At 47.1% G+C, this 20,237-nt stretch carries 17 protein-coding genes; 7 read left to right on the plus strand and 10 right to left on the minus strand.

Translation table 11 applies throughout. The features are described from left to right. Nucleotides 1-8 precede the first annotated feature (8 nt). From A3GK_RS0100455 to A3GK_RS0100480, 5 genes are all read right to left on the minus strand, one after another. Nucleotides 9-1,634: a CTP synthase gene (locus A3GK_RS0100455; protein WP_018027559.1), complete on the minus strand. Its 1,626-nt coding sequence runs from the start codon at nucleotides 1,632-1,634 to the stop codon at nucleotides 9-11. Nucleotides 1,635-1,863: 229 nt separating this feature from the next. After that, nucleotides 1,864-2,205 (minus strand): hypothetical protein, encoded by a 342-nt coding sequence (locus A3GK_RS11665; protein WP_244860705.1) that lies wholly within the window; start codon nucleotides 2,203-2,205, stop codon nucleotides 1,864-1,866. A gap of 301 nt (nucleotides 2,206-2,506) precedes the next feature. Then, nucleotides 2,507-2,827: a hypothetical protein gene (locus tag A3GK_RS0100470; RefSeq protein ID WP_018027562.1), complete on the minus strand. Its 321-nt coding sequence runs from the start codon at nucleotides 2,825-2,827 to the stop codon at nucleotides 2,507-2,509. A 28-nt stretch (nucleotides 2,828-2,855) separates the two neighbouring features. Continuing rightward, on the minus strand, nucleotides 2,856-3,167 hold the full coding sequence (locus A3GK_RS11490; protein WP_162138125.1) for a hypothetical protein: 312 nt from the start codon (nucleotides 3,165-3,167) through the stop codon (nucleotides 2,856-2,858). Nucleotides 3,168-3,390: 223 nt separating this feature from the next. Then, on the minus strand, nucleotides 3,391-4,335 hold the full coding sequence (locus tag A3GK_RS0100480; RefSeq protein WP_026161607.1) for a hypothetical protein: 945 nt from the start codon (nucleotides 4,333-4,335) through the stop codon (nucleotides 3,391-3,393). A gap of 579 nt (nucleotides 4,336-4,914) precedes the next feature. Here A3GK_RS0100480 and A3GK_RS0100485 point away from each other — a divergent pair. The 6 genes from A3GK_RS0100485 to A3GK_RS0100510 all read left to right on the plus strand — a co-directional run bounded on the left by A3GK_RS0100485 (nucleotide 4,915) and on the right by A3GK_RS0100510 (nucleotide 13,714). Next, on the plus strand, nucleotides 4,915-6,795 hold the full coding sequence (locus A3GK_RS0100485) for a 2-oxoacid:acceptor oxidoreductase subunit alpha (protein WP_018027565.1): 1,881 nt from the start codon (nucleotides 4,915-4,917) through the stop codon (nucleotides 6,793-6,795). A 4-nt stretch (nucleotides 6,796-6,799) separates the two neighbouring features. Next, complete coding sequence (locus tag A3GK_RS0100490; protein WP_018027566.1) at nucleotides 6,800-7,846, plus strand: 2-oxoacid:ferredoxin oxidoreductase subunit beta; 1,047 nt, start codon at nucleotides 6,800-6,802, stop codon at nucleotides 7,844-7,846. Between the two features lie 165 nt (nucleotides 7,847-8,011). Beyond that, complete coding sequence (locus A3GK_RS0100495) at nucleotides 8,012-9,550, plus strand: DUF4301 family protein (RefSeq protein WP_018027567.1); 1,539 nt, start codon at nucleotides 8,012-8,014, stop codon at nucleotides 9,548-9,550. A gap of 33 nt (nucleotides 9,551-9,583) precedes the next feature. Further along, complete coding sequence (locus A3GK_RS0100500; protein WP_018027568.1) at nucleotides 9,584-11,377, plus strand: aminopeptidase P family protein; 1,794 nt, start codon at nucleotides 9,584-9,586, stop codon at nucleotides 11,375-11,377. A 61-nt stretch (nucleotides 11,378-11,438) separates the two neighbouring features. Next, on the plus strand, nucleotides 11,439-11,960 hold the full coding sequence (locus A3GK_RS0100505) for a gamma carbonic anhydrase family protein (RefSeq protein ID WP_018027569.1): 522 nt from the start codon (nucleotides 11,439-11,441) through the stop codon (nucleotides 11,958-11,960). Nucleotides 11,961-12,046: 86 nt separating this feature from the next. Beyond that, nucleotides 12,047-13,714: a dipeptidase gene (locus tag A3GK_RS0100510; protein ID WP_018027570.1), complete on the plus strand. Its 1,668-nt coding sequence runs from the start codon at nucleotides 12,047-12,049 to the stop codon at nucleotides 13,712-13,714. Nucleotides 13,715-14,119: 405 nt separating this feature from the next. Here the strand turns inward: A3GK_RS0100510 and A3GK_RS0100515 are convergent, their stop codons facing one another. After that, nucleotides 14,120-14,557: a DUF6078 family protein gene (locus A3GK_RS0100515; RefSeq protein WP_155799392.1), complete on the minus strand. Its 438-nt coding sequence runs from the start codon at nucleotides 14,555-14,557 to the stop codon at nucleotides 14,120-14,122. Nucleotides 14,558-14,720: 163 nt separating this feature from the next. Between A3GK_RS0100515 and A3GK_RS0100520 the strand changes: the two genes are divergently transcribed. Beyond that, the gene (locus A3GK_RS0100520; protein WP_018027572.1) at nucleotides 14,721-15,182 is read left to right on the plus strand and encodes a hypothetical protein; all 462 of its coding nucleotides are present in this window, start codon (nucleotides 14,721-14,723) and stop codon (nucleotides 15,180-15,182) included. A gap of 80 nt (nucleotides 15,183-15,262) precedes the next feature. On the opposite strand, the gene A3GK_RS0100525 is transcribed toward A3GK_RS0100520, so the two are convergent. Genes A3GK_RS0100525 through A3GK_RS0100540 form a run of 4 tightly spaced genes read right to left on the minus strand, consistent with a single transcriptional unit; the run spans nucleotide 15,263 to nucleotide 20,236 of the window. Beyond that, the gene (locus A3GK_RS0100525) at nucleotides 15,263-16,960 is read right to left on the minus strand and encodes an alkaline phosphatase (RefSeq protein ID WP_026161609.1); all 1,698 of its coding nucleotides are present in this window, start codon (nucleotides 16,958-16,960) and stop codon (nucleotides 15,263-15,265) included. 20 nt (nucleotides 16,961-16,980) lie between these two features. Further along, nucleotides 16,981-18,183, minus strand: a complete 1,203-nt coding sequence (locus tag A3GK_RS0100530) for a M24 family metallopeptidase (RefSeq protein WP_018027574.1) — start codon at nucleotides 18,181-18,183, stop codon at nucleotides 16,981-16,983. A gap of 16 nt (nucleotides 18,184-18,199) precedes the next feature. Next, nucleotides 18,200-19,525, minus strand: a complete 1,326-nt coding sequence (gene dgt / locus A3GK_RS0100535) for a dGTP triphosphohydrolase (RefSeq protein WP_026161610.1) — start codon at nucleotides 19,523-19,525, stop codon at nucleotides 18,200-18,202. A gap of 18 nt (nucleotides 19,526-19,543) precedes the next feature. Next, complete coding sequence (locus A3GK_RS0100540) at nucleotides 19,544-20,236, minus strand: SIR2 family NAD-dependent protein deacylase (RefSeq protein WP_026161611.1); 693 nt, start codon at nucleotides 20,234-20,236, stop codon at nucleotides 19,544-19,546. Nucleotide 20,237: the final 1 nt, after the last annotated feature.

The following is a 20,237-nucleotide window of genomic DNA, read 5'->3' on the forward strand; positions in this document are numbered from 1 at the left end:
AATAAAACTTATTTACTTCTATTCTCTGCATGCTTGATCGCTGCACGCATAAACGACATAAATAGGGGGTGCGGATTGAGTAGCGTACTAGAGTACTCAGGGTGAAATTGCACCCCGATAAACCAATCCAGGTCGGGACGCTCCACCACTTCCACCAGCCCAGTGTCACTATTCTTTCCCGATAGCACATAGCCTGCCTGCTCAAATGGCTCCTCATACTTATTATTGAATTCATAGCGGTGTCTATGGCGCTCACTGATCTCCTGCTTACCATACGCCTCTGCCACCTTGCTCCCCTTCTTCAGATGGCACTCATACGCCCCCAGACGCATTGTACCCCCAAGGTTCACCACAGACTTCTGCTCATCCATTAGGTCAATCACAGGGTGGGCAGTATTGGGCTCCATCTCCGCCGAATTGGCATCCTCCAATCCCAGCACATTCCGAGCCCCCTCCACCACCATCATTTGCATTCCTAGGCAGATGCCAAAGGTAGGCATATTATGCTCTCTACAATAGCGGATCGCCACCAGCTTGCCCTCCGTACCTCTCGCTCCAAAGCCAGGGGCAATGATCACCCCATCCACCTTAGAGAGCTGCTCCGCCACAGTTTCCTCCGTCAGCGTTTCCGACTGCACATGCACTAGGTTCAGCTTCCGACCATTGTAGATCGCCGATTGCTGAAGCGATTCATCGATTGATTTATAGGCATCCTGTAGCTCCACATACTTACCTACTAGAGCAATATTAATGTGCTCCTTCGCTTTATTCATCAGGTCAATAAAGGCACGCCACTCCTTCATCTCAGGCTTAGGCCCCACTTCCATGCCAAACTTCCGAAGCAATACCTCATCAGCGCCCTGCTCCTGCATCACCAGAGGCACTTCGTAGATCGAAGGCACATCGTAGCTCTGTACCACCGCACGCTTAGGCACATTACAGAAGAGCGCCACCTTATTCAGAATGCCCTCATCCAGCTTCATCTCCGTCCGGAGCACCAGCATATCGGGCTGAATACCCTCCTCCTGTAGCTGTTTTACCGAGTGCTGAGTTGGTTTGGTCTTCACCTCGCCCGCCGCCTTGATATAGGGCACATAGGTGAGGTGCACCACCATACACTTATCCTCCAGCTCCCACTTCAGTTGTCGCACACTCTCCAGGAAAGGCAAGCTCTCGATATCTCCCACCGTACCACCTATCTCAGTGATCACAAAGTCATACTTCCCGGTCAGACCGAGTCGCTTCACATTACGCTTAATCTCATCGGTGATATGAGGGACCACCTGCACCGTCTTCCCTAGAAAGTCACCCCGACGCTCCCGCTGAATCACATTCTGATAGATTCTACCCGAAGTGACATTATTGTCTCGAGAAGTACGAATATCTAGGAAGCGCTCGTAATGCCCAAGGTCAAGGTCAGCCTCATGACCATCCTCAGCCACATAGCACTCACCATGCTCGTAGGGGTTGAGCGTGCCAGGGTCCACATTGATATAGGGGTCGAACTTCTGGATCGTTACACTATAACCACGGCTCTGCAAGAGCTTCCCAAGCGAAGCCGCCACAATACCCTTCCCAAGCGAAGAGACCACACCACCTGTCACAAATATATACCTCGCATCACGCTTCATCATCTCACTAGAGACCTCCTATCTCTCTATTACTTTTGGTAAAAACAAAAAAAGGGAAGCAGGAGGAGCTGATGCCCCCTACTCCATCAGGTGCAAAGGTAATGAAAAAATAGCGAACCTCTGAAAGATAACACAACACGATGCAGGGGTAGTGCACCCCCACACGGAGTGATGGAGGTGGTGAAAAGGCTCTTACACCCACTAAGACAATGTTGTGCCAACATCGGTCATTTCAAAACGCCAAAGACTTATCTACAATTTTAACCCCTTGAGGCGTGTAGTATTTCCACAAGCCCACCTCCTCTCCTTCAGCTTCTACATCATCTCCATATATCCACCATCCTTCGGAAGTCGGTTGGCCATCGGTATCATAATTCAGAATATAGCACTGCCATGTAGCCTCTGGATCATAGAATCCAGCAGCTCGTGCCTCTTTCAAAAAGTGAGTATTCCTGGAGATCTCGGTTTGGGAAGTAGCCACCATACCATTAGCATAAAAAAATAGCCATTGATTCGCCTGCCTATCATTATTGTAATATCCTGAAGCTTCAAGATAATATTTATCTTGTCCCACCTTTCTGTATACTTGAGCAAAGCCGTTTTTAACTCCACCAGCATAGAGACATAGTGTAACAATATCATCAGAAACTTCACACCAATACCCATCTTTATTACCCAAAGAGTCTGTTTGATTAATATGCTTCAAGTTAATATCCAAGGGGGCTATGGGCAAGCTTACTGATTGCCCCCAAATATTGGAGCAAACGACAAGTGATAATATTAACATAAATAGCCTCATACGCAATTATTTAGGTCTATATATTGGAGACATAAGGGTACTCAAAGGTACGATAATTTTCCTTGATAGCCAGCAGTTACAATGAAAGTAGGCTTACTACCAATGCTTCTGTGAGTACAACTAGAATCTTAGTTACAGCACTAACAGCTCTTAAGCTTCTAAACCCACATAAAGATGATAAACGCAATAGGATAAACTCCAACAAAAAGCATACAATCAACCCGAGTAAAAATGTCATCGCAATTCTCATGACTATAAAGGAGGGCTCTCTCATCGCCATCAACAAATCCTCTTTTGTACCAAGCCAAAAGTTAAACACCCGAATCATTAAGAGAAAAGTTGCAACAAAAGAAAGGATTGAAGGAAGCCTATTGAAGGCTTTATTTTGCTTTTCCATATATCTTCTTTAGCCTCAAGCAAACTCTCTATTTTAAGTACACTTCCTCAAAGTTATATCCCTTTGGGGCTCGCCCTAGCTTAAAGAGATCATATTGAAGCTGATAGGGAAAGCTTCCTCTTATATACTTTTTATTGAACAGACATTGTGTATCCACACTGCTATACAAGACAACTCCTTCTTTAAGGTATAATTTTATACCTTCCCCATCAAGCATATGCCAAAAACATTCAACATCTTTATCAAGTGATCTATCGAAATAATCTACACTATCAGAGTGGAGAGTAAACTTTTCAGCTGGTATTGATGGATACTTTTTGGCATGATAGGGCTTAATCATATATGCTTGTATTGAATTCCCATGATGAAACCAGAGCAAGTTGTAATTATTAAATGCTATCGAATAGACATAGATAGAATCGTTACTCAAAAGAAGTTTATCAACCAATCTACTAGTCCTCTTTTGTAAATATAATTGAGGACTGCAACTCAAACACAACAAAGCCGTCAATAAGACGAGCACCATACTCATATAACTACTTTTCATTTGCTATTCTATTTCTCTACCATTCAAAAGGAACTACTCTTTGAAATTCTTGAAATATGTCAATATGCTCCGGCTTCTCTACTCCTACAATTTCTCCATTATAATTGATGAAGTAACTTATCTTGTAATCCAACGACAAATCACTATCCGACTCCACCTCCTCATTCCTACTCTTATAGAAGTATTTAGTCTCCAACACCTTTATCTTTTCAGCTCCAAACTCATATATTATTGTTGCCTGTCCTGTCTCCCCGTAAATGGATATAATGCTCTTTGATATTTTCCCGTTTACATAAGTTACTTTAGCCTCTGCTCCTTCACTACTTATCCCTTCGATATTATATGTAATTGTCGTTTCATTGGTTGCTCTATTCACCCGGAAGACAGGTATAATATCTTCAGGTTGAATCTGAATAAAGTCATATTCTGGAGGATTTCTTGAAATTAAACTCAATGAACTATCCAATCTATAGATTTCCTGTATAATATCTTCTCCCGGATAATCTTCTATCTTAGGGATCTTACGATAGACTTCAATCGAATCCCCTTTTAGCTTGTAAAAGATTGTAGGCAGATCACAGCAAACTGTGCTGTATACATGGATCTTGTATGCTATTCGATTTTCAGATGGGATGTAAGAAGCTATATAGTAATCTCGTGAGTAACCATCTGTTATTGCATACATTAATAGCCAATAGCTACTCGCTTCGACTTTGCAAACAGGATAATATCGTAACCTATATCTACTGTTCGGATTAAAGTAATCATTTCTAGTATTGCACAAGTAATCCAAAACAATATTTTCAGGAATTGACGATCCCAGTGCCTGACCAGAACAAATTACAGAGTCAGGTAATACTTTCTTCTTATCCCAATAGTCAAGTATTTTATCTTGACCAAACATTAGTGTTGAGCTTGAAATAAGCGCAAGCACTAAAAAACAGATTACTCTCTCTTTCATTCTCTTTATCCCGTCTAATTTCAGTGTGGATTCAAATTACTAGTGCAATTTACTTATATTTTTCCAGTTATATAGTTATTGTTTTTTACACTGGTATTTTTTTAGGGCCTTGGATTAATATTCTGCACATAATTTAGAGCTTGTTTATTGGTTGCATCATTAAAAATCTCCACTAGATATGGGCCATTTTCCGAACTTTTATAACCAACTGATATCCAACACTCTATATTATCGTCTGCCGAGATGCAACAAAGCAATCGGTTAGTTGCATCTCAGCAAATGCTTAGTTGCATCTCGGCAATTGCTTAGTTGCATCTCGGCAAATGGCTTGCAGTAGCGGGTCTATTTACCCCTTTCTTTTACCCACATAATGGGGCTCTTACAGAGGGTTGGTGATAGCTGATTCTGCCTCGTAGTTTTGACGCTGTGATGGTATATTTACCGAAAATGAGGTTCATTATTGCATCATATCAAATAAATAATGTAGATTTGCCTTTACAAAACACATTATATTTAAATCTCAAATAGCAACTAGAGACTTTTGTGTGAAGTAACTAACATCATTAAGACAACTCTACTATGAGCAAAACAACCAATGTGAGCACCATCAACGATGTGGTGATTCGCTTTGCTGGAGACTCGGGGGATGGGATGCAGCTATCGGGCTCTATCTTCTCGGATGTTGCAGCAATTCTGGGAAATCAGATCTCTACTTTCCCCAATTACCCTGCGGAGATCAGGGCACCCCACGGGAGCTTGGCTGGGGTCTCGAGCTTTCAGGTAAGGATTGGCACCGAGGGGGTCTATACCCCTGGCGACTATTCCGATGTGCTGGTAGCGATGAACCCTTCTGCCCTCAAGGTGAATGTAAAGGCGATTAAAAACAATGCGACGATTATCTACGATAGTAGCGCCTTTGATGCCAGTGGGCTGAAGAAGGGGGAGTACACGTCGGAGGATCCATTCTTGGAGCTTGGGCTAACGAATAATACCATTATCCCCGTGGCAATCACGGAGATGACCCGAGAGAGCCTAAAGGAATTTGATATGGATCTGAAGTCGGTAGATCGATGCCGAAATATGCTAGCACTGGGCGTGGTGCTTTGGCTATATAATAAGGACATCTCTCCAGCAGAGGAACTGCTGAAGAAAAAGTTTGGCAAGAAGCCAACTATCCTACAAGCTAATATCAAGGTGCTGACCGATGGCTACAATTATGGGCACAACACCCATGCTTCGGCCACCACCTATCATATCGAGGGGCGAGATCAACGACCTGGGCACTATACAGAGATTACGGGAAATGAGGCGACTGCCCTCGGTTTGGTGGCGGCTGCTGAGAAGTCGGGCCAACAGCTATTCCTCGGGAGCTACCCCATTACCCCTGCGACCGACATTCTGCACACCTTGTCAAAGCTGAAAGCACTCGGTGTGAAGACGGTGCAGGCAGAGGATGAGATTGCTGGCATCACTACTGCTATCGGGGCTTCGTATGCCGGTGCCCTTGGGGTGACTAGTACCTCGGGACCTGGACTAGCCCTCAAGAGTGAGGCACTAGGGTATGCGGTGATTACGGAGCTACCATTGCTACTGATAGATGTGATGCGAGGTGGCCCTTCTACTGGTTTGCCTACCAAGAGTGAGCAGACTGACTTGATGCAGGCTCTCTATGGACGTAATGGTGAGAGTCCGCTGGTGGTAATGGCAGCGACCACGCCAACCGACTGCTTTGATACCGCCTTTGAAGCGGCTCAGATAGCCCTTGAGCATATGACACCTGTGATCCTCCTCACCGATGCCTACCTAGGTAATGGTGCTTCGGCTTGGCGGATTCCCGATCTGAGCACTTATCCTGAGATCAAACCTCCATACGTAGAGAGCAACTACCAGGGGGAGCAACCTTGGAAACCTTATTTCCGTGACCCTGAGAGCTATGTCCGCTATTGGGCGATCCCTGGTGTGGAGGGCTTTACCCACCGCGTAGGAGGCCTGGAGAAGGATAGTGAGACGGGTGTGATTAGCACCGACCCACGCAACCACGCACGTATGGTAGGGTACCGTAAGGAAAAGATTGCACGCATTGCCCATCGCCTTCCTCAGCAAGAGATCATAGGTGATGAGGATGCTGAGCTACTAGTGATAGGCTGGGGAAGCACTTATGGACATATCCTTTCGGCAGTAGAGGAGATTCGTGCTGCTGGACGGAAGATTGCAATGACGCACTTCAAGTACATCAACCCACTACCTAGCAACACTGCTGAGCTGATAAAGCGCTTTGAAAAGGTGGTGGTAGTGGAGCAAAACTTGGGTCAGTTTGCCGCTTACCTCAGTGGTCAGATAGGTGGGTTAGCCCCCTATAAGTTTAATAAAGTGGAGGGTCAGCCACTCAAGGTACGAGAGATCGCAGACTATCTACTGCATATACTGGATGGTGAAAATGTAAAGCAAGGAGGGCTATAAAGATATGAAACTAAATCAAGTAATAGGGCCACAGCCCTCAGGACTCACATATACAGGTAAGGACTTCCACAGTGGTGGGCAGGTGAAGTGGTGCCCAGGGTGTGGTGACCACGCTGTATTGAATTCGCTACATAAGGCAATGGCAAAAATAGGCATTGCCCCACACAATACAGTGGTGGTGAGTGGTATCGGTTGCTCTTCTCGCCTACCCTACTATATGGGTACTTATGGAATGCATACCATCCACGGTCGTGGAGCTGCCGTGGCTACTGGAGTGAAGGTGGCGAATCCCGACCTTTGCGTATGGCTTACCTCGGGGGATGGCGATAGCATGGCGATTGGGGGCAACCACTTTATCCATATGATTCGGCGTAATGTGGATATCAATATGGTGCTCTTTAATAATAAGATTTATGGGCTCACCAAGGGGCAGTATTCGCCTACTAGCGACCGTGGCTTTGTCTCGAAGTCGTCTCCTTTTGGCACTGTGGAGGATCCTTTTATCCCTGGAGAATTGGTCTTTGGGGCAAGAGGGACCTTCTTTGCCCGTACCATTGATGTGGACATGGGTCTTTCAGAGGAGATCATGATAGAGGCGGCTAAGCACCGAGGCACTAGTGTGGTGGAGAGCTTGGTGAACTGTATGATTTTCAATAATGGCACCCATTTAATGTACACCGACCGTACTATTCGTGCCGATGTGACGATTACGCTCCGCCATGGAGAGCCTATGATCTATGGCAAGGAAAAGAATAAGGGGCTAGTGCTGGACGGTCTGCAACTGAAGAGTGTGACGATTGGTGAAAATGGGGTGACGGAGAAGGATATCCTGGTGCACGATGCCACCACAGAGAGCCCCGTACTCCACTCAATGCTGGCAATGATGCACACGACACCTGGAATGCCACTAGCACTCGGTGTGATCCGCAATGTGGAGGCACCCACCTACGACCGTGAGGTGACTCGCCAGATCGTTGAGGAGCAGGAGAAGAAGCCCGAGCTAACGCTCCAAAGCTACCTCAATAGCCTTTCGAGCTGGGAGGTGAAGTAAACCATTTCACAAGTAAAATAGCTCTTTTCACAAAAGGGAGGCGCCAGTAATGGTTACCTCCCTTTTTAGTGCTCTATTTTTCGGGAAGTCTCGTGAAAAATGAGTACATTTGTGTGCAGGAGGAGAGGGGGAAGGAATTCATTCACTAAGCAATCGACAGAGACTATGGCAGACCTACACTTATCGGACAATGACCTAAAGCAATTGCAGGAGAAGGGCATCTCACAGACTCAACTTGAAGGGCAGCTACGGCGATTTGCCCAAGGATTTCCCTACCTACATTTGGTAAAAGCGGCCTCGGAGGAGGAGGGCATCGTGACACTAGAGGGCGATGCACTAGATGCAGCACTCAAGGAGTGGGAGCGGACGCTATCCTCCCCCACCTCGGTAGTGAGCCGATTTGTGCCAGCTAGTGGTGCTGCCTCGCGAATGTTTAAGGCGCTCTTTGCCTATCTACACACGGAGGAGATGAACGATGATACCCGTGAGGTGCTAGACCACATCACCGACTTTGCCTTTTTTGATAGTCTCAATCGTGCTTGTATGCTGGGTGAGGGTGGCAAGGGCTGTCTGAAGTTGATCCAATCGGGCAAAGAGCATACGGTGATTGAATACCTTTTGACGGAAAAGGGGCTTAACTATGGGCATTTACCTAAGGCGTTGCTCCAATTTCATCGCTACCCCGAGGGAAGCCGCACAGCTATGGAGGAGCAGCTGGGGGAGAGTGCTAAGTACGCACGCAATGCCGATGGTACGGTAAAGATACACTTCACTCTAAGCCCTGAGCATATTGAGCCTTTCCAGGCACTCCTCAAGCGAAAAAGGGGTGAGATAGAGGAGCGCTACTCCTCTGTACTAGAGGTGACCTATTCTATTCAGAGAAGCAATACAGATACCATTGCTGTGGATATGGATAACCAGCCGATGAGGACTAAGGAGGGGGCTTTGCTCTTCCGTCCAGGAGGGCATGGGGCTCTGATCCATAACCTTAACGAAATCGATTCGGACATTATCTTTATTAAGAATATTGATAATGTAATCCCTCAGCCCTACTGGTGCGACACGCTGATCTACAAAAAGGCAATTGGAGGCTATCTAGTACAGCTCCGCAATAAGGTCTACAAGTATATGGCGCAATTAGGGGAGGATAAAAAGGTGAGTAATAACCTTATCAGTGAGATCAAAACCTTTGTGGAGGAGAACTTCTGCATCGAGACCTCGGCACTTGATGAGCTATCCCTGGAGGAGCAGGCCAACTTCCTAAGGAGGATCCTCAATCGACCTATCCGCGTTTGTGGCATGGTGCGAAATACGGGTGAGCCAGGGGGTGGCCCTTACATTGTGAAGAATGAAAATGGTACTACAGGTCTGCAGATCTTGGAAAGCACTCAGATCAATATGAATGACCCTTTGGATAAGGAACTATTTGAGACAAGTACTTACTTCAATCCTGTGGATCTAGTGCTTTGTGTGAAGGATTACCGGGGCAATAAGTTTGATCTCCTTTCGTTTGTGGATGAGGAGACTGGATTTATCAGCCACAAGAGCCAAGAAGGGCAGGAGCTAAAGGCTCTGGAGCTTCCAGGCTTGTGGAATGGGGCGATGAGCAATTGGCTCACGGCGTTTGTGGCGGTACCTGGAACCACTTTCAACCCAGTGAAGAAGGTGAATGACCTACTCCGCCCTAGCCATCAACTATCATAAGAAAGAGATAATAATCAATAGATATTAAACAATATGAAAGAAAATATCAAGGAGCGACTGAAAGCACTGAGAGGTGCGATGAAAAGGGAGCAGATAGATGCATACATTGTACCTAGCTCAGACCACCATCTGAGTGAATATACCCCTACTTGCTGGAAGCATAGGGAGTGGATTACAGGATTTAATGGCTCGGCGGGTACTGCAGTGATAGCGATGGATGAGGCTGGTCTTTGGACCGACTCACGCTACTTCCTTCAGGCAACTCAGCAATTGGAGGGGACAACCATTGATCTGCGTAAGGAGGGTCTTCCTGAGACACCCTCTATCGCCGATTACCTTCGCACGAAGAAGGGGGTGAAGCGGGTAGGATTCTTTGAGAAGTCGATGAGTACGGCGGAGGCACTTCGCTACAAGAAGGTGCTGGATATCGCTGGTATTGAGATGGTGACGGAGAAGGATCTGATCTCGGAGGTCTACACAGATGCCCCTGAGATTCCACGCAATCCTTTCTTTATCATGCCTACGAAATATGCGGGTCTCACTACGAAGGAGAAGGTGGCTAATGTGCGTGCTGCACTAGAGGCAAAGGGGGCTAATGCCATCATCATTAATATGCTTTGCGAGCTGGCTTGGCTATTTAATATCCGAAGTAATGATGTAGCCTTTAACCCTGTGGGTATCGGATATGGTCTACTGACTAAGGATCAAGTGACGCTATATGCTTTCCCCGAAAAGTTGCCAGACGAGGTACGCCAGCATCTTAAGGAGAATGGCGTGAACATCAAACCATACGAAGCAGTTTATGCCGATGTGGCAGCACTTCCTAAGAAGACGGTGCTCTCTTTTGACCCAGCTCGAAACAACTACGCTTTCTACAGAGCGATCCCTGAGGGCGTAACCGTAATTGAGCAATTGAGCCCTATCACGCTACTTAAGGCGGTGAAGAATGAAACAGAGCACCAAGGATATGTAAATGTGATGAAGCGTGATGGTGCTGCCCTCACCCGCTTCATCATTTGGCTTGAAAAGACACTAGAGAGTGGCGAAACTCCTACCGAGTATGAGGTAGGTGTCCAATTAGCAAAGTTCCGTGCAATGGATGAGCAGTATGTCAATGATAGCTTTGCCCCTATCGCTGGTTATCGCGACCACGGGGCTATTGTCCATTATAGTGCTACTCCCGAGAGCTCGCACAAGTTGCAGCACAATGGAATGTTCTTGCTGGACTCTGGTGGTCAATATTACGACGGTACCACAGATATTACCCGTACCATTTCGCTGGATGGCAAGCCTACAGCAGAAGAAAAGGCCGACTATACGCGTGTACTGAAGGGACATATTCAGTTGGCAACAGCTATCTTCCCTGAGGGGACGCGAGGCTCGCAGCTGGATATCCTTGCACGTAAAGCCCTTTGGGATAATAGTCAGAACTATGGACACGGCACTGGGCACGGTGTGGGCTACTTCCTCAATGTTCACGAGGGGCCACAAAACATCCGAATGGACGAGAATCCTACTGTGCTTCAGCCAGGTATGGTTACCTCCAATGAGCCAGGTATCTACATCACCGGCAAGTATGGCATTCGTATTGAGAACCTCATCTATACCAAGCCATATTCTGAGGGAGACTTTGGCAAGTTCTTCTGCTTCGAGACACTCACCCTCTGCTACCTAGATAATAGCTTGGTAGACCTTCCACAGCTTACCGATAAGGAGCTGGAGTGGTACAATAACTATCAAGAACGAGTATACCGAGAGGTATCACCACTTCTTAATAGCGAAGAGGCTGCTTGGCTCAAAGCCAAAACAGCACCCTTGAGTAGGTAGTTTTTTAGACTAATAGTAGGGGGTACTTCCTAGAGTACCTCCTACTTTTTTTCATTTTTATATGGCAATAATTCAAGAGGTGAGGGGTTTTACACCCAAGATCGCTCACAATGTTTTTCTCGCTACTAATGCTACCGTGGTGGGAGATGTAGAGATAGGCGAAGGGAGCAGTATATGGTTTGGTGCTGTGGTGCGTGGCGATGTCAATAGCATTCGCATAGGCAAAAACGTGAATGTACAGGATGGAGCTGTCATCCACACCCTATATCAAAAGTCGGTCTCAATACTAGAGGACAATGTCTCTATCGGGCACAACGCTATCATTCACGGAGCTAAGATCGAAGAGGGAGCCCTAGTAGGAATGGGAGCTATTGTGATGGATCATGCCGTGGTAGGGAGAGGAGCGATTGTAGCTGGTGGAGCTGTAGTCCTCTCCAATACGGTAATAGAACCTGGTGCACTTTACGCCGGCGTCCCTGCTAAGTTTGTGAAGATGCTAGACCCTGAGCAACAGCAAACCATCAATAAGCGCATCTCCGATAACTACCAAATGTACGCCTCCTGGTACCCGCTACAGGAGTAACAGGAGGCTTTAGGCTTGGTTATCTGCCGAAAAAAGGGTAACTTGCTGAAGATTTTCAAACCAATAATACAAAAGACTGTAACAACATGAAGAAAACTCTATGCAAGGTGGCTATGGCACTAGCTATCGCCACTCTAGGAGCGGGAGTCTCAGCAGAGGCTTGTACCGACCTAATTGTAGGACCCAAGGCATCTACAGACGGGAGCGTCTTTATTAGCTACGCTGCAGATAGCCACACATTATATGGCGAGCTATACCATTGGCCTGCCGCCACTTGGACCACGGGAAGCATCCTTAAGGTAACTGAGTGGGATTCAGGTATTCCAACAGGTGAGATTGCACAGTATGTAGGGCGCACCTACAACGTGATTGGCAATATGAATGAAAAGCAAGTAGCCATCACAGAGAGTACCTGGGGCGGTTGCGACAAGTGCCAAGGCACAGAGGGTCTGATGGACTATGGAAGCCTTATTTATATCGCACTTCAAAGGTCGGCAACAGCTCGCGAAGCTATTGACGTCATCACAGGTCTAGTAGATCAATATGGCTATAGAAGTAGTGGTGAAAGCTTTACCATTGCCGATAAAAACGAAGTATGGGTAATGGAGATGATCGGTAAGGGCAAAGGCGAGAAGGGTGCCGTTTGGGTAGCTATTCGCATCCCCGACGATGCTATCTCAGCTCACGCCAACCAAGCACGTATCCAGCAGATTCCTTTTAATGACAAGGAGAACTGCCTCTACAGTCCCGACGTTGTAGAGTTTGCTCGCAAAAAGGGCCTCTACAAGGGAAGTGACAAGGACTTTAGCTTCCAAAAAGCCTACAACCCCTACGACTTTGGTGGTCTACGTGGCTGTGAGGCAAGAGTGTGGTCTTTCTTCAATCGCTTTGCCGATGGCATGGATAAATACCTACCTCTAGTTATGGGATACGAGCCAGATGCAGAGCCAATGCCACTTTATGTAAAGCCTAATCGCAAGCTCTCACTTGCCGACGTGCAGAATATGATGCGAGACCACTACGAGGATACCCCAATGGATATGACCAAGGATCGTGGTGCAGGTGCTTATAAAGTTCCCTACCGCTGGAGACCTATGGGCTTTGAGGTAGATGGCCAAGAGTATGTCAATGAACGTGCTATCGCAACACAGCAAACTGGTTTTGTACTAGTGGCTCAGATGCGTAAAGACCTACCCGATTATGTTGGAGGTATCCTATGGTTTGGTGTGGATGACGCAGATATGACCCTCTTCAAGCCTATGTACGCCTCTATGACCCGCGTACCTCATAGTTTTGCACCAGGGAATGGTTCTATGACTAAGTTCTCTTGGACTTCAGCCTTTTGGATGCACAACTGGGTAGCCAATATGGCCTATGGCAAGTACAGCTATATGATTAAAGATATCCGCAAGAAGCAACAAGAGATTGAGGGGCAATGGCAAAGCATACAGCCAGCCATCGAGGCAAGAGCTATGGAGATTGCTAAGAGCCAAGGCGAAGCAGCTGCAGTAGAGTTCCTTACCAACTACTCCTGCCAGATTGCCGACCAATCAACAGCTGAGTGGAAGCAACTCGGAGAGTACCTACTAGTGAAGTACATTGATGGCAATGTCAAGCTAGAGAAAGATGGTCAATTTGTAGAGGAGCACGGACTCGTAGCCTTCCCAGAGCAACCAGGCTATAGCGAAGACTTCTACCGTCACGTAGCAGAGGGCGACAATGTAGAGCACCTCAAGGTACCAGCTAAGAAGTAATCAACTTACACTTTATCTATACTAGAGTGATGAGCTGAAAAGTCAGTTCATCACTCTATTTTTATATCCACGGAAACCATTGTAACAATCAAGAATCACAGAAGGACCTCTGCCGAGGTCCTTCCAATCCATGAGAAGCCTTGACAGATATAAGCATTTTATCCTTCATACGACAGCCTCATCTAATACGGAATTCCGACGCTCAATAACAGGGAAAAAGTATATGGTATCGGTACAATTCCATAGGGAGTGTCTACTTATTTAGGAATAAACCTTTGTCGGTGTCTACATAATTAGGAATACAAGACTAGGCCGCGCATATATTCCGCATGCGTGCGGAACGCATTCCGCAGGGCTACGGAATGGATTCCGCACGCATACGGAATGAAGCTTTGATGCATCGGACTAAATATCGAAACGCATAACCACTTCATCAAAGACGTCACCGGGATTGATACCCATCTCAGCAAAGATCGCTGCGATACGTTCTGCCTCCCAAGAACGCAAAGGCAATTCGCCTTTACGCAGCTGATAAAAGCGTGTTTTTTGCATACCGAGCTCTTGCATACAGCGTCGGTTAAAAGTAGTTAGCAGTTTGGTGGGGACTTGACCAGCACCCTTCATAAAGCCTACATAATGAGGGATTAATCGATCCTCCACATACGCTTGGCAGTTAGCACCCACATCGGGTTTATTAGGGTGGAAGCAAAGGATAGGCATATTACTAGGTAGCACCTCCTGCCCTTTGAGAAAGTGCAAGCAACTCTCCTTCTTGGAGCAATGATTGGTAAAACAAAGTTCAAAACTCTCTGGAAGTGTCTGCGACATAGAATCTATAGGCATAATAAAAGAAATTAGGTATTACTGAATTCATCATTTGAATTACAAACTTACCAAATTGAGGAGATGATATCAAGTTTATGATTTATTAAATAGCCATATTGTGGCGATATGATATCTTTGCCGCTGATTTATTTTCAACAACAGAAAGAAAGATTGAAAGAATATGGAAAAGAAGATTTTATGGTCCCTAGTAGCAGCATTGGCTGCGGTGGTGATGGTAAGTTGTGGTAATGGTGATAACCTTCCGAAGGAAGGCTCTGTCAATGACTACGAATACATCTTTACGGTGACAGCAGAAAAAGGTGAGATGCATATATTCTACACCTTTGACACTGACGCCAAGGAAATCTTGTGGAGTGAAGAGCACCGCCCAATAGCGAATAAAGAAAAGACATTCACCAATATCAAAGAGGGTGAGACTAAGACCTACACCTTTAGAATCAAGGAGGCAAGGCGAGTATCGGTCAAAGGAAAGATCGAGGCACCTAATTCAATAGGGACCAAGGGCTCCTACCAATTTGAGGAGCGACTTAATGGCAAAAAGGCTAGAGATAAAAAAAGCACTATTGAGCTTGAGCACAATGGAGTAACTCAAAGCTTCGAGTTCACCAGTTCCTCCCTCTAATTCTCGATAAAAGCAAGCGACCGTGGATAGACACCGAGATGGTACCTATCCACGGTCGCCCTATATTATGCGTCTTCCGACTAATCTAGCAATGCACGAAGGGAAGTGGGGAGATAAAACTGATTGGTTTTATCCACGTAAACCACTGGCATTGGCAGTTCGTGTAGCTCTTTATTGAGATAGAGTTGGTTGGTAAAACTCTTGATCTGAAGCGTCTTACGTCCTTTCTTTACAGTCAGTACCTTATTCTGTGGCTCGTCACCACTAATGGTCACCTTGAGCCCACTGAAGACTTCACTGTGTGGGGCAAAGTACTCGTGTGTCAGCTCAAGCATGGTAGGCTCTAAGCCAAGTGAGCGACGTAAGTAGTCATGGAGCTCCATATTATTATGGACACCCATGAGTCTCTGCTCCTCAGTTGGCGCATAACTAGCTAGGAATACATCCTCAGCGGTATGCCCATGGGTGGTAAATGCGAGGTACATCCTGTCGCGGTAGATGGATGCGATGAAGTCGGATAGCCCGGCAGTATAGAGGGCACCTTCGCCTGAAATGTTGAGAGCCTTTAATTGCTGCTTAATGGCTGCACGCTCGGCATCGGGAGCGAGTTCTAGCTGACGAAGCAACTTAAGTGCCACTAACTCCTCCTCTGTAGGGGCGAAGGTGGTCACCTCTTCAAAGATCTTTGCCAACTCACTCTCCTCCTCCGACTTGATCATCTCGGCCAAACCGACTGAGCTTTTTTGAATCTTGACAAGTGGGCCAAAGAGAGTCTCTTTGGAGGCACCAGCATAATTGTGCAGGTCTCCTCTACCGAGGCTCAGTCCACTATTACCATGGTCTGCGGTAACAACTACAATGGTATTTCCATCAGCTTTGGCAAAGTCGAGTGCCACCTGCACGGCACGATCGAAGGCGAGAAACTCTGTAGCCATCGCCACGGGGTCATTGGCATGTGCCGCCCAATCGACCTTTGAGCCCTCAACGAGCAAAAAGAAACCATTAGGATTATTGCGATCAAGCAAAGAAATCGCCGAGGAGACCATCTCGCTTAGCTTAGGGTCTCTGCCAGCCACCCCATCCATATCATACGGGATATCACGATGAGAGAATAGGCTCCACATACGATCCTTTTGGTTGGAAGTAAGTGAGGCGTGGTCATTGAGGTAGACGCCATAATCCTGGCTACGTAGGTAATTGACCTGCTCTTCACTGATCAAGCCTGCCCCACCCCCAATCACTACATCGAGGTGATTGTGTACCATTTGTGGGATAATCCAATCGTAGCGCTTTCTACTGTAGCTATGTGCAGTGGCATCGGCGGGCGTAGCGTGTGGAAATTCACAAGTAACCACTACCCCAACCTTACGATCTTGTAACACCCTAGTGGCCTCCATCAGTGAAACGAGTGGTCGGTACCCCATGGTGCTATCTACGGGGATCAGATCTTGGGAAGTGGCATAAGGATAAGTGCCAACCATTCCTTGAATGGAAGGCATACCATTCATATAGGTAGAGGTGGTAGGGGCGGAATCACCAATAGGGGCATCGGAGCAAAAGGTGAGCACGGTACCACTCATGTAAGGGTCAAGGTGTAGTTTGGTAAGTGAATCGGCCTGTAGATTTTGATACCAGCGTGCTAGTGAGATGGTACTGAGCGATGTACCATCAGAAATCATAAAGATGACGTTTTTAACTGGTTTGGTTGGTTGCTCTGCTACCAACAACTGTGGCAAAGCGAAGAGCAAGGTAGCGAGTATACAAAGAGTTCGTTTCATTGTCAATATTTATTTATCAATTATACACTAAGGTCGTCCTGGCACAATGGGGTCAGCTCCTCGGGTAGAGGGGTAATATTCTCCGCTCCTTCCGTGCCAATGATATAACTATTCTCCAATCCTACCGCCCCCACTTCAGGGAATACAAACTTCGGCTCGAGGGCAATGGTCATACCGCTTCTGAAGGTATCTCGAGAGCGTGCGGTGAGCACTGGTACTTCATTGATCTCAATGCCAAAACCATGACCAACAAACTTCACCTTATTGGCGTGTCCCATAAAGTAATCGGAGAGCCCCTCCTCCTCGGCACGTGCGGCACAATGATTGAAGACTTCGGCCACAGGTGCCCCTTCCTTGGCATAGGTTTGGAACCACTGATGAAGCTCCATAGAAAGCTGGTGGGCTTTATGCACATCCTCTGGCAGTGTCCCTAAGTAATAGGTGCGGGTGATATCGGTTTGGTACACCCCATAATTTCCCGACATATCCACCATCACCGTGGTATTGGGGGCTATCTCCTGATTGGAAGCGCCCATAGGCATGGCAAAGGTGCCTTTTCCCCCCATTGTAAAGTCGTAAGGGGCAGGGTTATCGGCATTGCGACCAGATATCACATTGCCCATAAATATCTCCGACCTAGCTCCGAAGGAACGGAAGAGGCCTATGGAACCGCGGCGACGCATCTGATACTCTAGCTGATGCTGGAGGTCGAGCTCGGACATACCACTCTGATAAAGCTCTGGTACCAGCCGATAGATCTCCATATGCACCTCTGCAAGGTGGCGTATGGCGGTGAGCTCTTGCTCGGTCTTGATGCTCCTTACGCTCCGCATAAGTGATGAGGCATCCACACTACTCACTCCCTCGGGAGAGAGTTTGGAGAGTCTCTGATAGTCGGTCACGGGGAGGTAGCCTAGCTCTAGGGCTGTGGTGGAAGATATAGCGAGCCCCCTACCCTTAAGTAGATCGGGAATCAACTCGGGCTTGCGCACATTAAAGATAAGCTCCTCGGGATAGCCTTCTAGCACGTAGGTGGGGCGCTCCAAAAAGAGTAGCGGTAGGGCCTCATCTTTATGAATAAAGATATACCCTTGTGCCACACTCCCCGTGAGATACAAGAAGTTGGGGACACTACCGAGTAGCAAGCTATCAATGGACGCTGCCTGAAGGGCTGCTTTTATTTTGTCTGTTTTGAGAATGATTTCGTCAATTGTTGTATTCATACGTTCGGGAAATGGATTAAATAGCAGGTAAACTCATTCCTGTAAACTTGCGATAAAGGTCGAGGGCATAGACATCGGTCATTCCACTTATATAGTCTAGGGCACTCTGTATCTTGCCGTACATGGTGACGCGGTGCATATCGTATTGCTCGGGAATACGCTTAAACCATAAAAGGCTATAAGCGTTATCGGGCTTGGTCTGTGCCTCTATCAAGGTATCTAATAGGTACTCAAAGATACGGAAGCCGGCAAACTCGATATCTAGCACCTCCTTGGTAAAGTAGATCTTATCAAAAGCTATTTCACGGGCATGCTCGAAGGCGGTACGCTCGCGCTCTGGCAGTGCCTGAATGAGCGACCCTTCGAAGGTGCCTTTGAGGATCTGCTCTTCGTGATCCAAGAAGGCAGCGGTAGTGGTAGCAACCAAGCGACCAATAGCCACCGAACGAAGGTAGGCAACTTGCTCATTGTGGTCGGTAACCTTGGAGAGAATCTCATCCACATACTTATGCTGCGCAGTGGGGATGAAGGCTTGCATCAACTCCATGCACTCCTCTCGGCTGATTAGCTTTAGTTTGTAGGCATCTTCGAGGTCCATAATCTGGTAGCAGATATCATCGGCTGACTCTACAAGATAGACAAGGGGATGACGTGCATAGACTGGTGGCTCGCCTTTCTTGGACTTCAAGATGAGACCTAAGTGGTCGGCAATCTTTTGATAGCTAGCTTGTTCGGTCTCAAAAAAGCCGAACTTTCCTTGGGAGCTGAGCGATGTATAAGGGTACTTGACCACGGAAGCAATGGTACTATATGTGAGTACGAAGCCCCCTTTTCGACGCCCTTTGAATCCATGTGTGAGTAGCCGCAGAGCATTGGCATTGCCTTCAAAGTGGGCAAAGTCTTCCCAACGGCCACCCTCATCTAGCACTTGTTGCTTCCATCGAGTCCCTTTGCCTTCGGTAAAGTAGGCACTGATAGCCCGCTCTCCAGCGTGCCCAAAGGGAGGGTTACCCATATCATGAGCCAAACAAGCAGCCGATACAATGGCGCCAAAGTCGGCATGATCGGGGAGTAAATCGGGGTATCTTCGGCATACCTCTCGCCCTATCTGTGTGCCGAGAGAACGCCCAATACAGGAAACCTCTAGGCTATGAGTCAATCGGTTATGAACGAACACCTTCCCTGGTAGGGGGAATACCTGAGTCTTATTTTGCAACCGTCTAAAGGGTGGAGAGAAGATAAGTCGGTCGTAGTCTCTTTGGAAATCGGTTCGATTTTCCTGCTTTTGGCTGTGTGACTCAAGTCCAAATCGCCTATCGCTTATCAGCCTCTCCCATTGCATCATTTCGCTACTCATTGCTCAAGAATTATGGAGCTTATTGATTAACTCTGCCATACCTTTGCCTGCTCCCATCTTGATATGAACGAACTGGCTTGATCCGGGCACATCTTTAGGGTCAATGAGGTAGATAGGTGTACCTCTTGGCACAAACTGTACTAGCCCAGCTGCTGGGTAGACGTTGAGGCTTGTGCCGATGATTACGAAGATATCGGCGGTTTCAACCTCACGCACAGCATCCTCCATACGGGGGACTGGCTCGCCAAAATAGACAATGAAGGGGCGGAGACAATGGCCTTGGGCATCTCTATCCTCGGTGGTCATCCTTAGCCGTCCTTCTGGTAAGGGAAGCGGAGTGGAGAGGTCATTCTCACTACAGCACTTCATCAGCTCTCCATGAAGGTGAATGATGTGGCTACTCCCAGCTCGCTCGTGGAGGTCGTCGATGTTTTGGGTAATGACGGTAACGTCGTACTCTTTCTCCAGCTCGGCAAGTAGCTTATGTCCTTGATTAGGCTGAGCATTCACACACTGCTCACGACGGTCGTTGGCAAAGTCAATCACCAGCTTAGGATTTCTCCGATATCCTTCGGCCGAAGCAACCTCCTCCACTGAGTAGTGCTCCCACAGTCCATCACTATCTCTAAACGTGGCGATGCCACTCTCCGCACTTATTCCAGCTCCTGTAAGAGCTACTAACTTCTTCTTTTTCATC

Source organism: Porphyromonas somerae DSM 23386, from assembly GCF_000372405.1.
Taxonomy (GTDB): Bacteria; Bacteroidota; Bacteroidia; order Bacteroidales; family Porphyromonadaceae; genus Porphyromonas_A; species Porphyromonas_A somerae.

What these genes read in the sequence shown, in the direction of transcription:
- A3GK_RS0100455 (WP_018027559.1), bottom strand. Translation starts at nt 1,634, where the DNA reads ATGATGAAGCGTGATGCGAGGTATATATTTGTGACAGGTGGTGTGGTC.
- A3GK_RS0100470 (WP_018027562.1), bottom strand. Translation starts at nt 2,827, where the DNA reads ATGGAAAAGCAAAATAAAGCCTTCAATAGGCTTCCTTCAATCCTTTCT.
- A3GK_RS11490 (WP_162138125.1), bottom strand. Translation starts at nt 3,167, where the DNA reads ATGATTAAGCCCTATCATGCCAAAAAGTATCCATCAATACCAGCTGAA.
- A3GK_RS0100480 (WP_026161607.1), bottom strand. Translation starts at nt 4,335, where the DNA reads ATGAAAGAGAGAGTAATCTGTTTTTTAGTGCTTGCGCTTATTTCAAGC.
- A3GK_RS0100485 (WP_018027565.1), top strand. Translation starts at nt 4,915, where the DNA reads ATGAGCAAAACAACCAATGTGAGCACCATCAACGATGTGGTGATTCGC.
- A3GK_RS0100490 (WP_018027566.1), top strand. Translation starts at nt 6,800, where the DNA reads ATGAAACTAAATCAAGTAATAGGGCCACAGCCCTCAGGACTCACATAT.
- A3GK_RS0100495 (WP_018027567.1), top strand. Translation starts at nt 8,012, where the DNA reads ATGGCAGACCTACACTTATCGGACAATGACCTAAAGCAATTGCAGGAG.
- A3GK_RS0100500 (WP_018027568.1), top strand. Translation starts at nt 9,584, where the DNA reads ATGAAAGAAAATATCAAGGAGCGACTGAAAGCACTGAGAGGTGCGATG.
- A3GK_RS0100505 (WP_018027569.1), top strand. Translation starts at nt 11,439, where the DNA reads ATGGCAATAATTCAAGAGGTGAGGGGTTTTACACCCAAGATCGCTCAC.
- A3GK_RS0100510 (WP_018027570.1), top strand. Translation starts at nt 12,047, where the DNA reads ATGAAGAAAACTCTATGCAAGGTGGCTATGGCACTAGCTATCGCCACT.
- A3GK_RS0100515 (WP_155799392.1), bottom strand. Translation starts at nt 14,557, where the DNA reads ATGCCTATAGATTCTATGTCGCAGACACTTCCAGAGAGTTTTGAACTT.
- A3GK_RS0100520 (WP_018027572.1), top strand. Translation starts at nt 14,721, where the DNA reads ATGGAAAAGAAGATTTTATGGTCCCTAGTAGCAGCATTGGCTGCGGTG.
- A3GK_RS0100525 (WP_026161609.1), bottom strand. Translation starts at nt 16,960, where the DNA reads ATGAAACGAACTCTTTGTATACTCGCTACCTTGCTCTTCGCTTTGCCA.
- A3GK_RS0100530 (WP_018027574.1), bottom strand. Translation starts at nt 18,183, where the DNA reads ATGAATACAACAATTGACGAAATCATTCTCAAAACAGACAAAATAAAA.
- dgt (WP_026161610.1), bottom strand. Translation starts at nt 19,525, where the DNA reads ATGCAATGGGAGAGGCTGATAAGCGATAGGCGATTTGGACTTGAGTCA.
- A3GK_RS0100540 (WP_026161611.1), bottom strand. Translation starts at nt 20,236, where the DNA reads ATGAAAAAGAAGAAGTTAGTAGCTCTTACAGGAGCTGGAATAAGTGCG.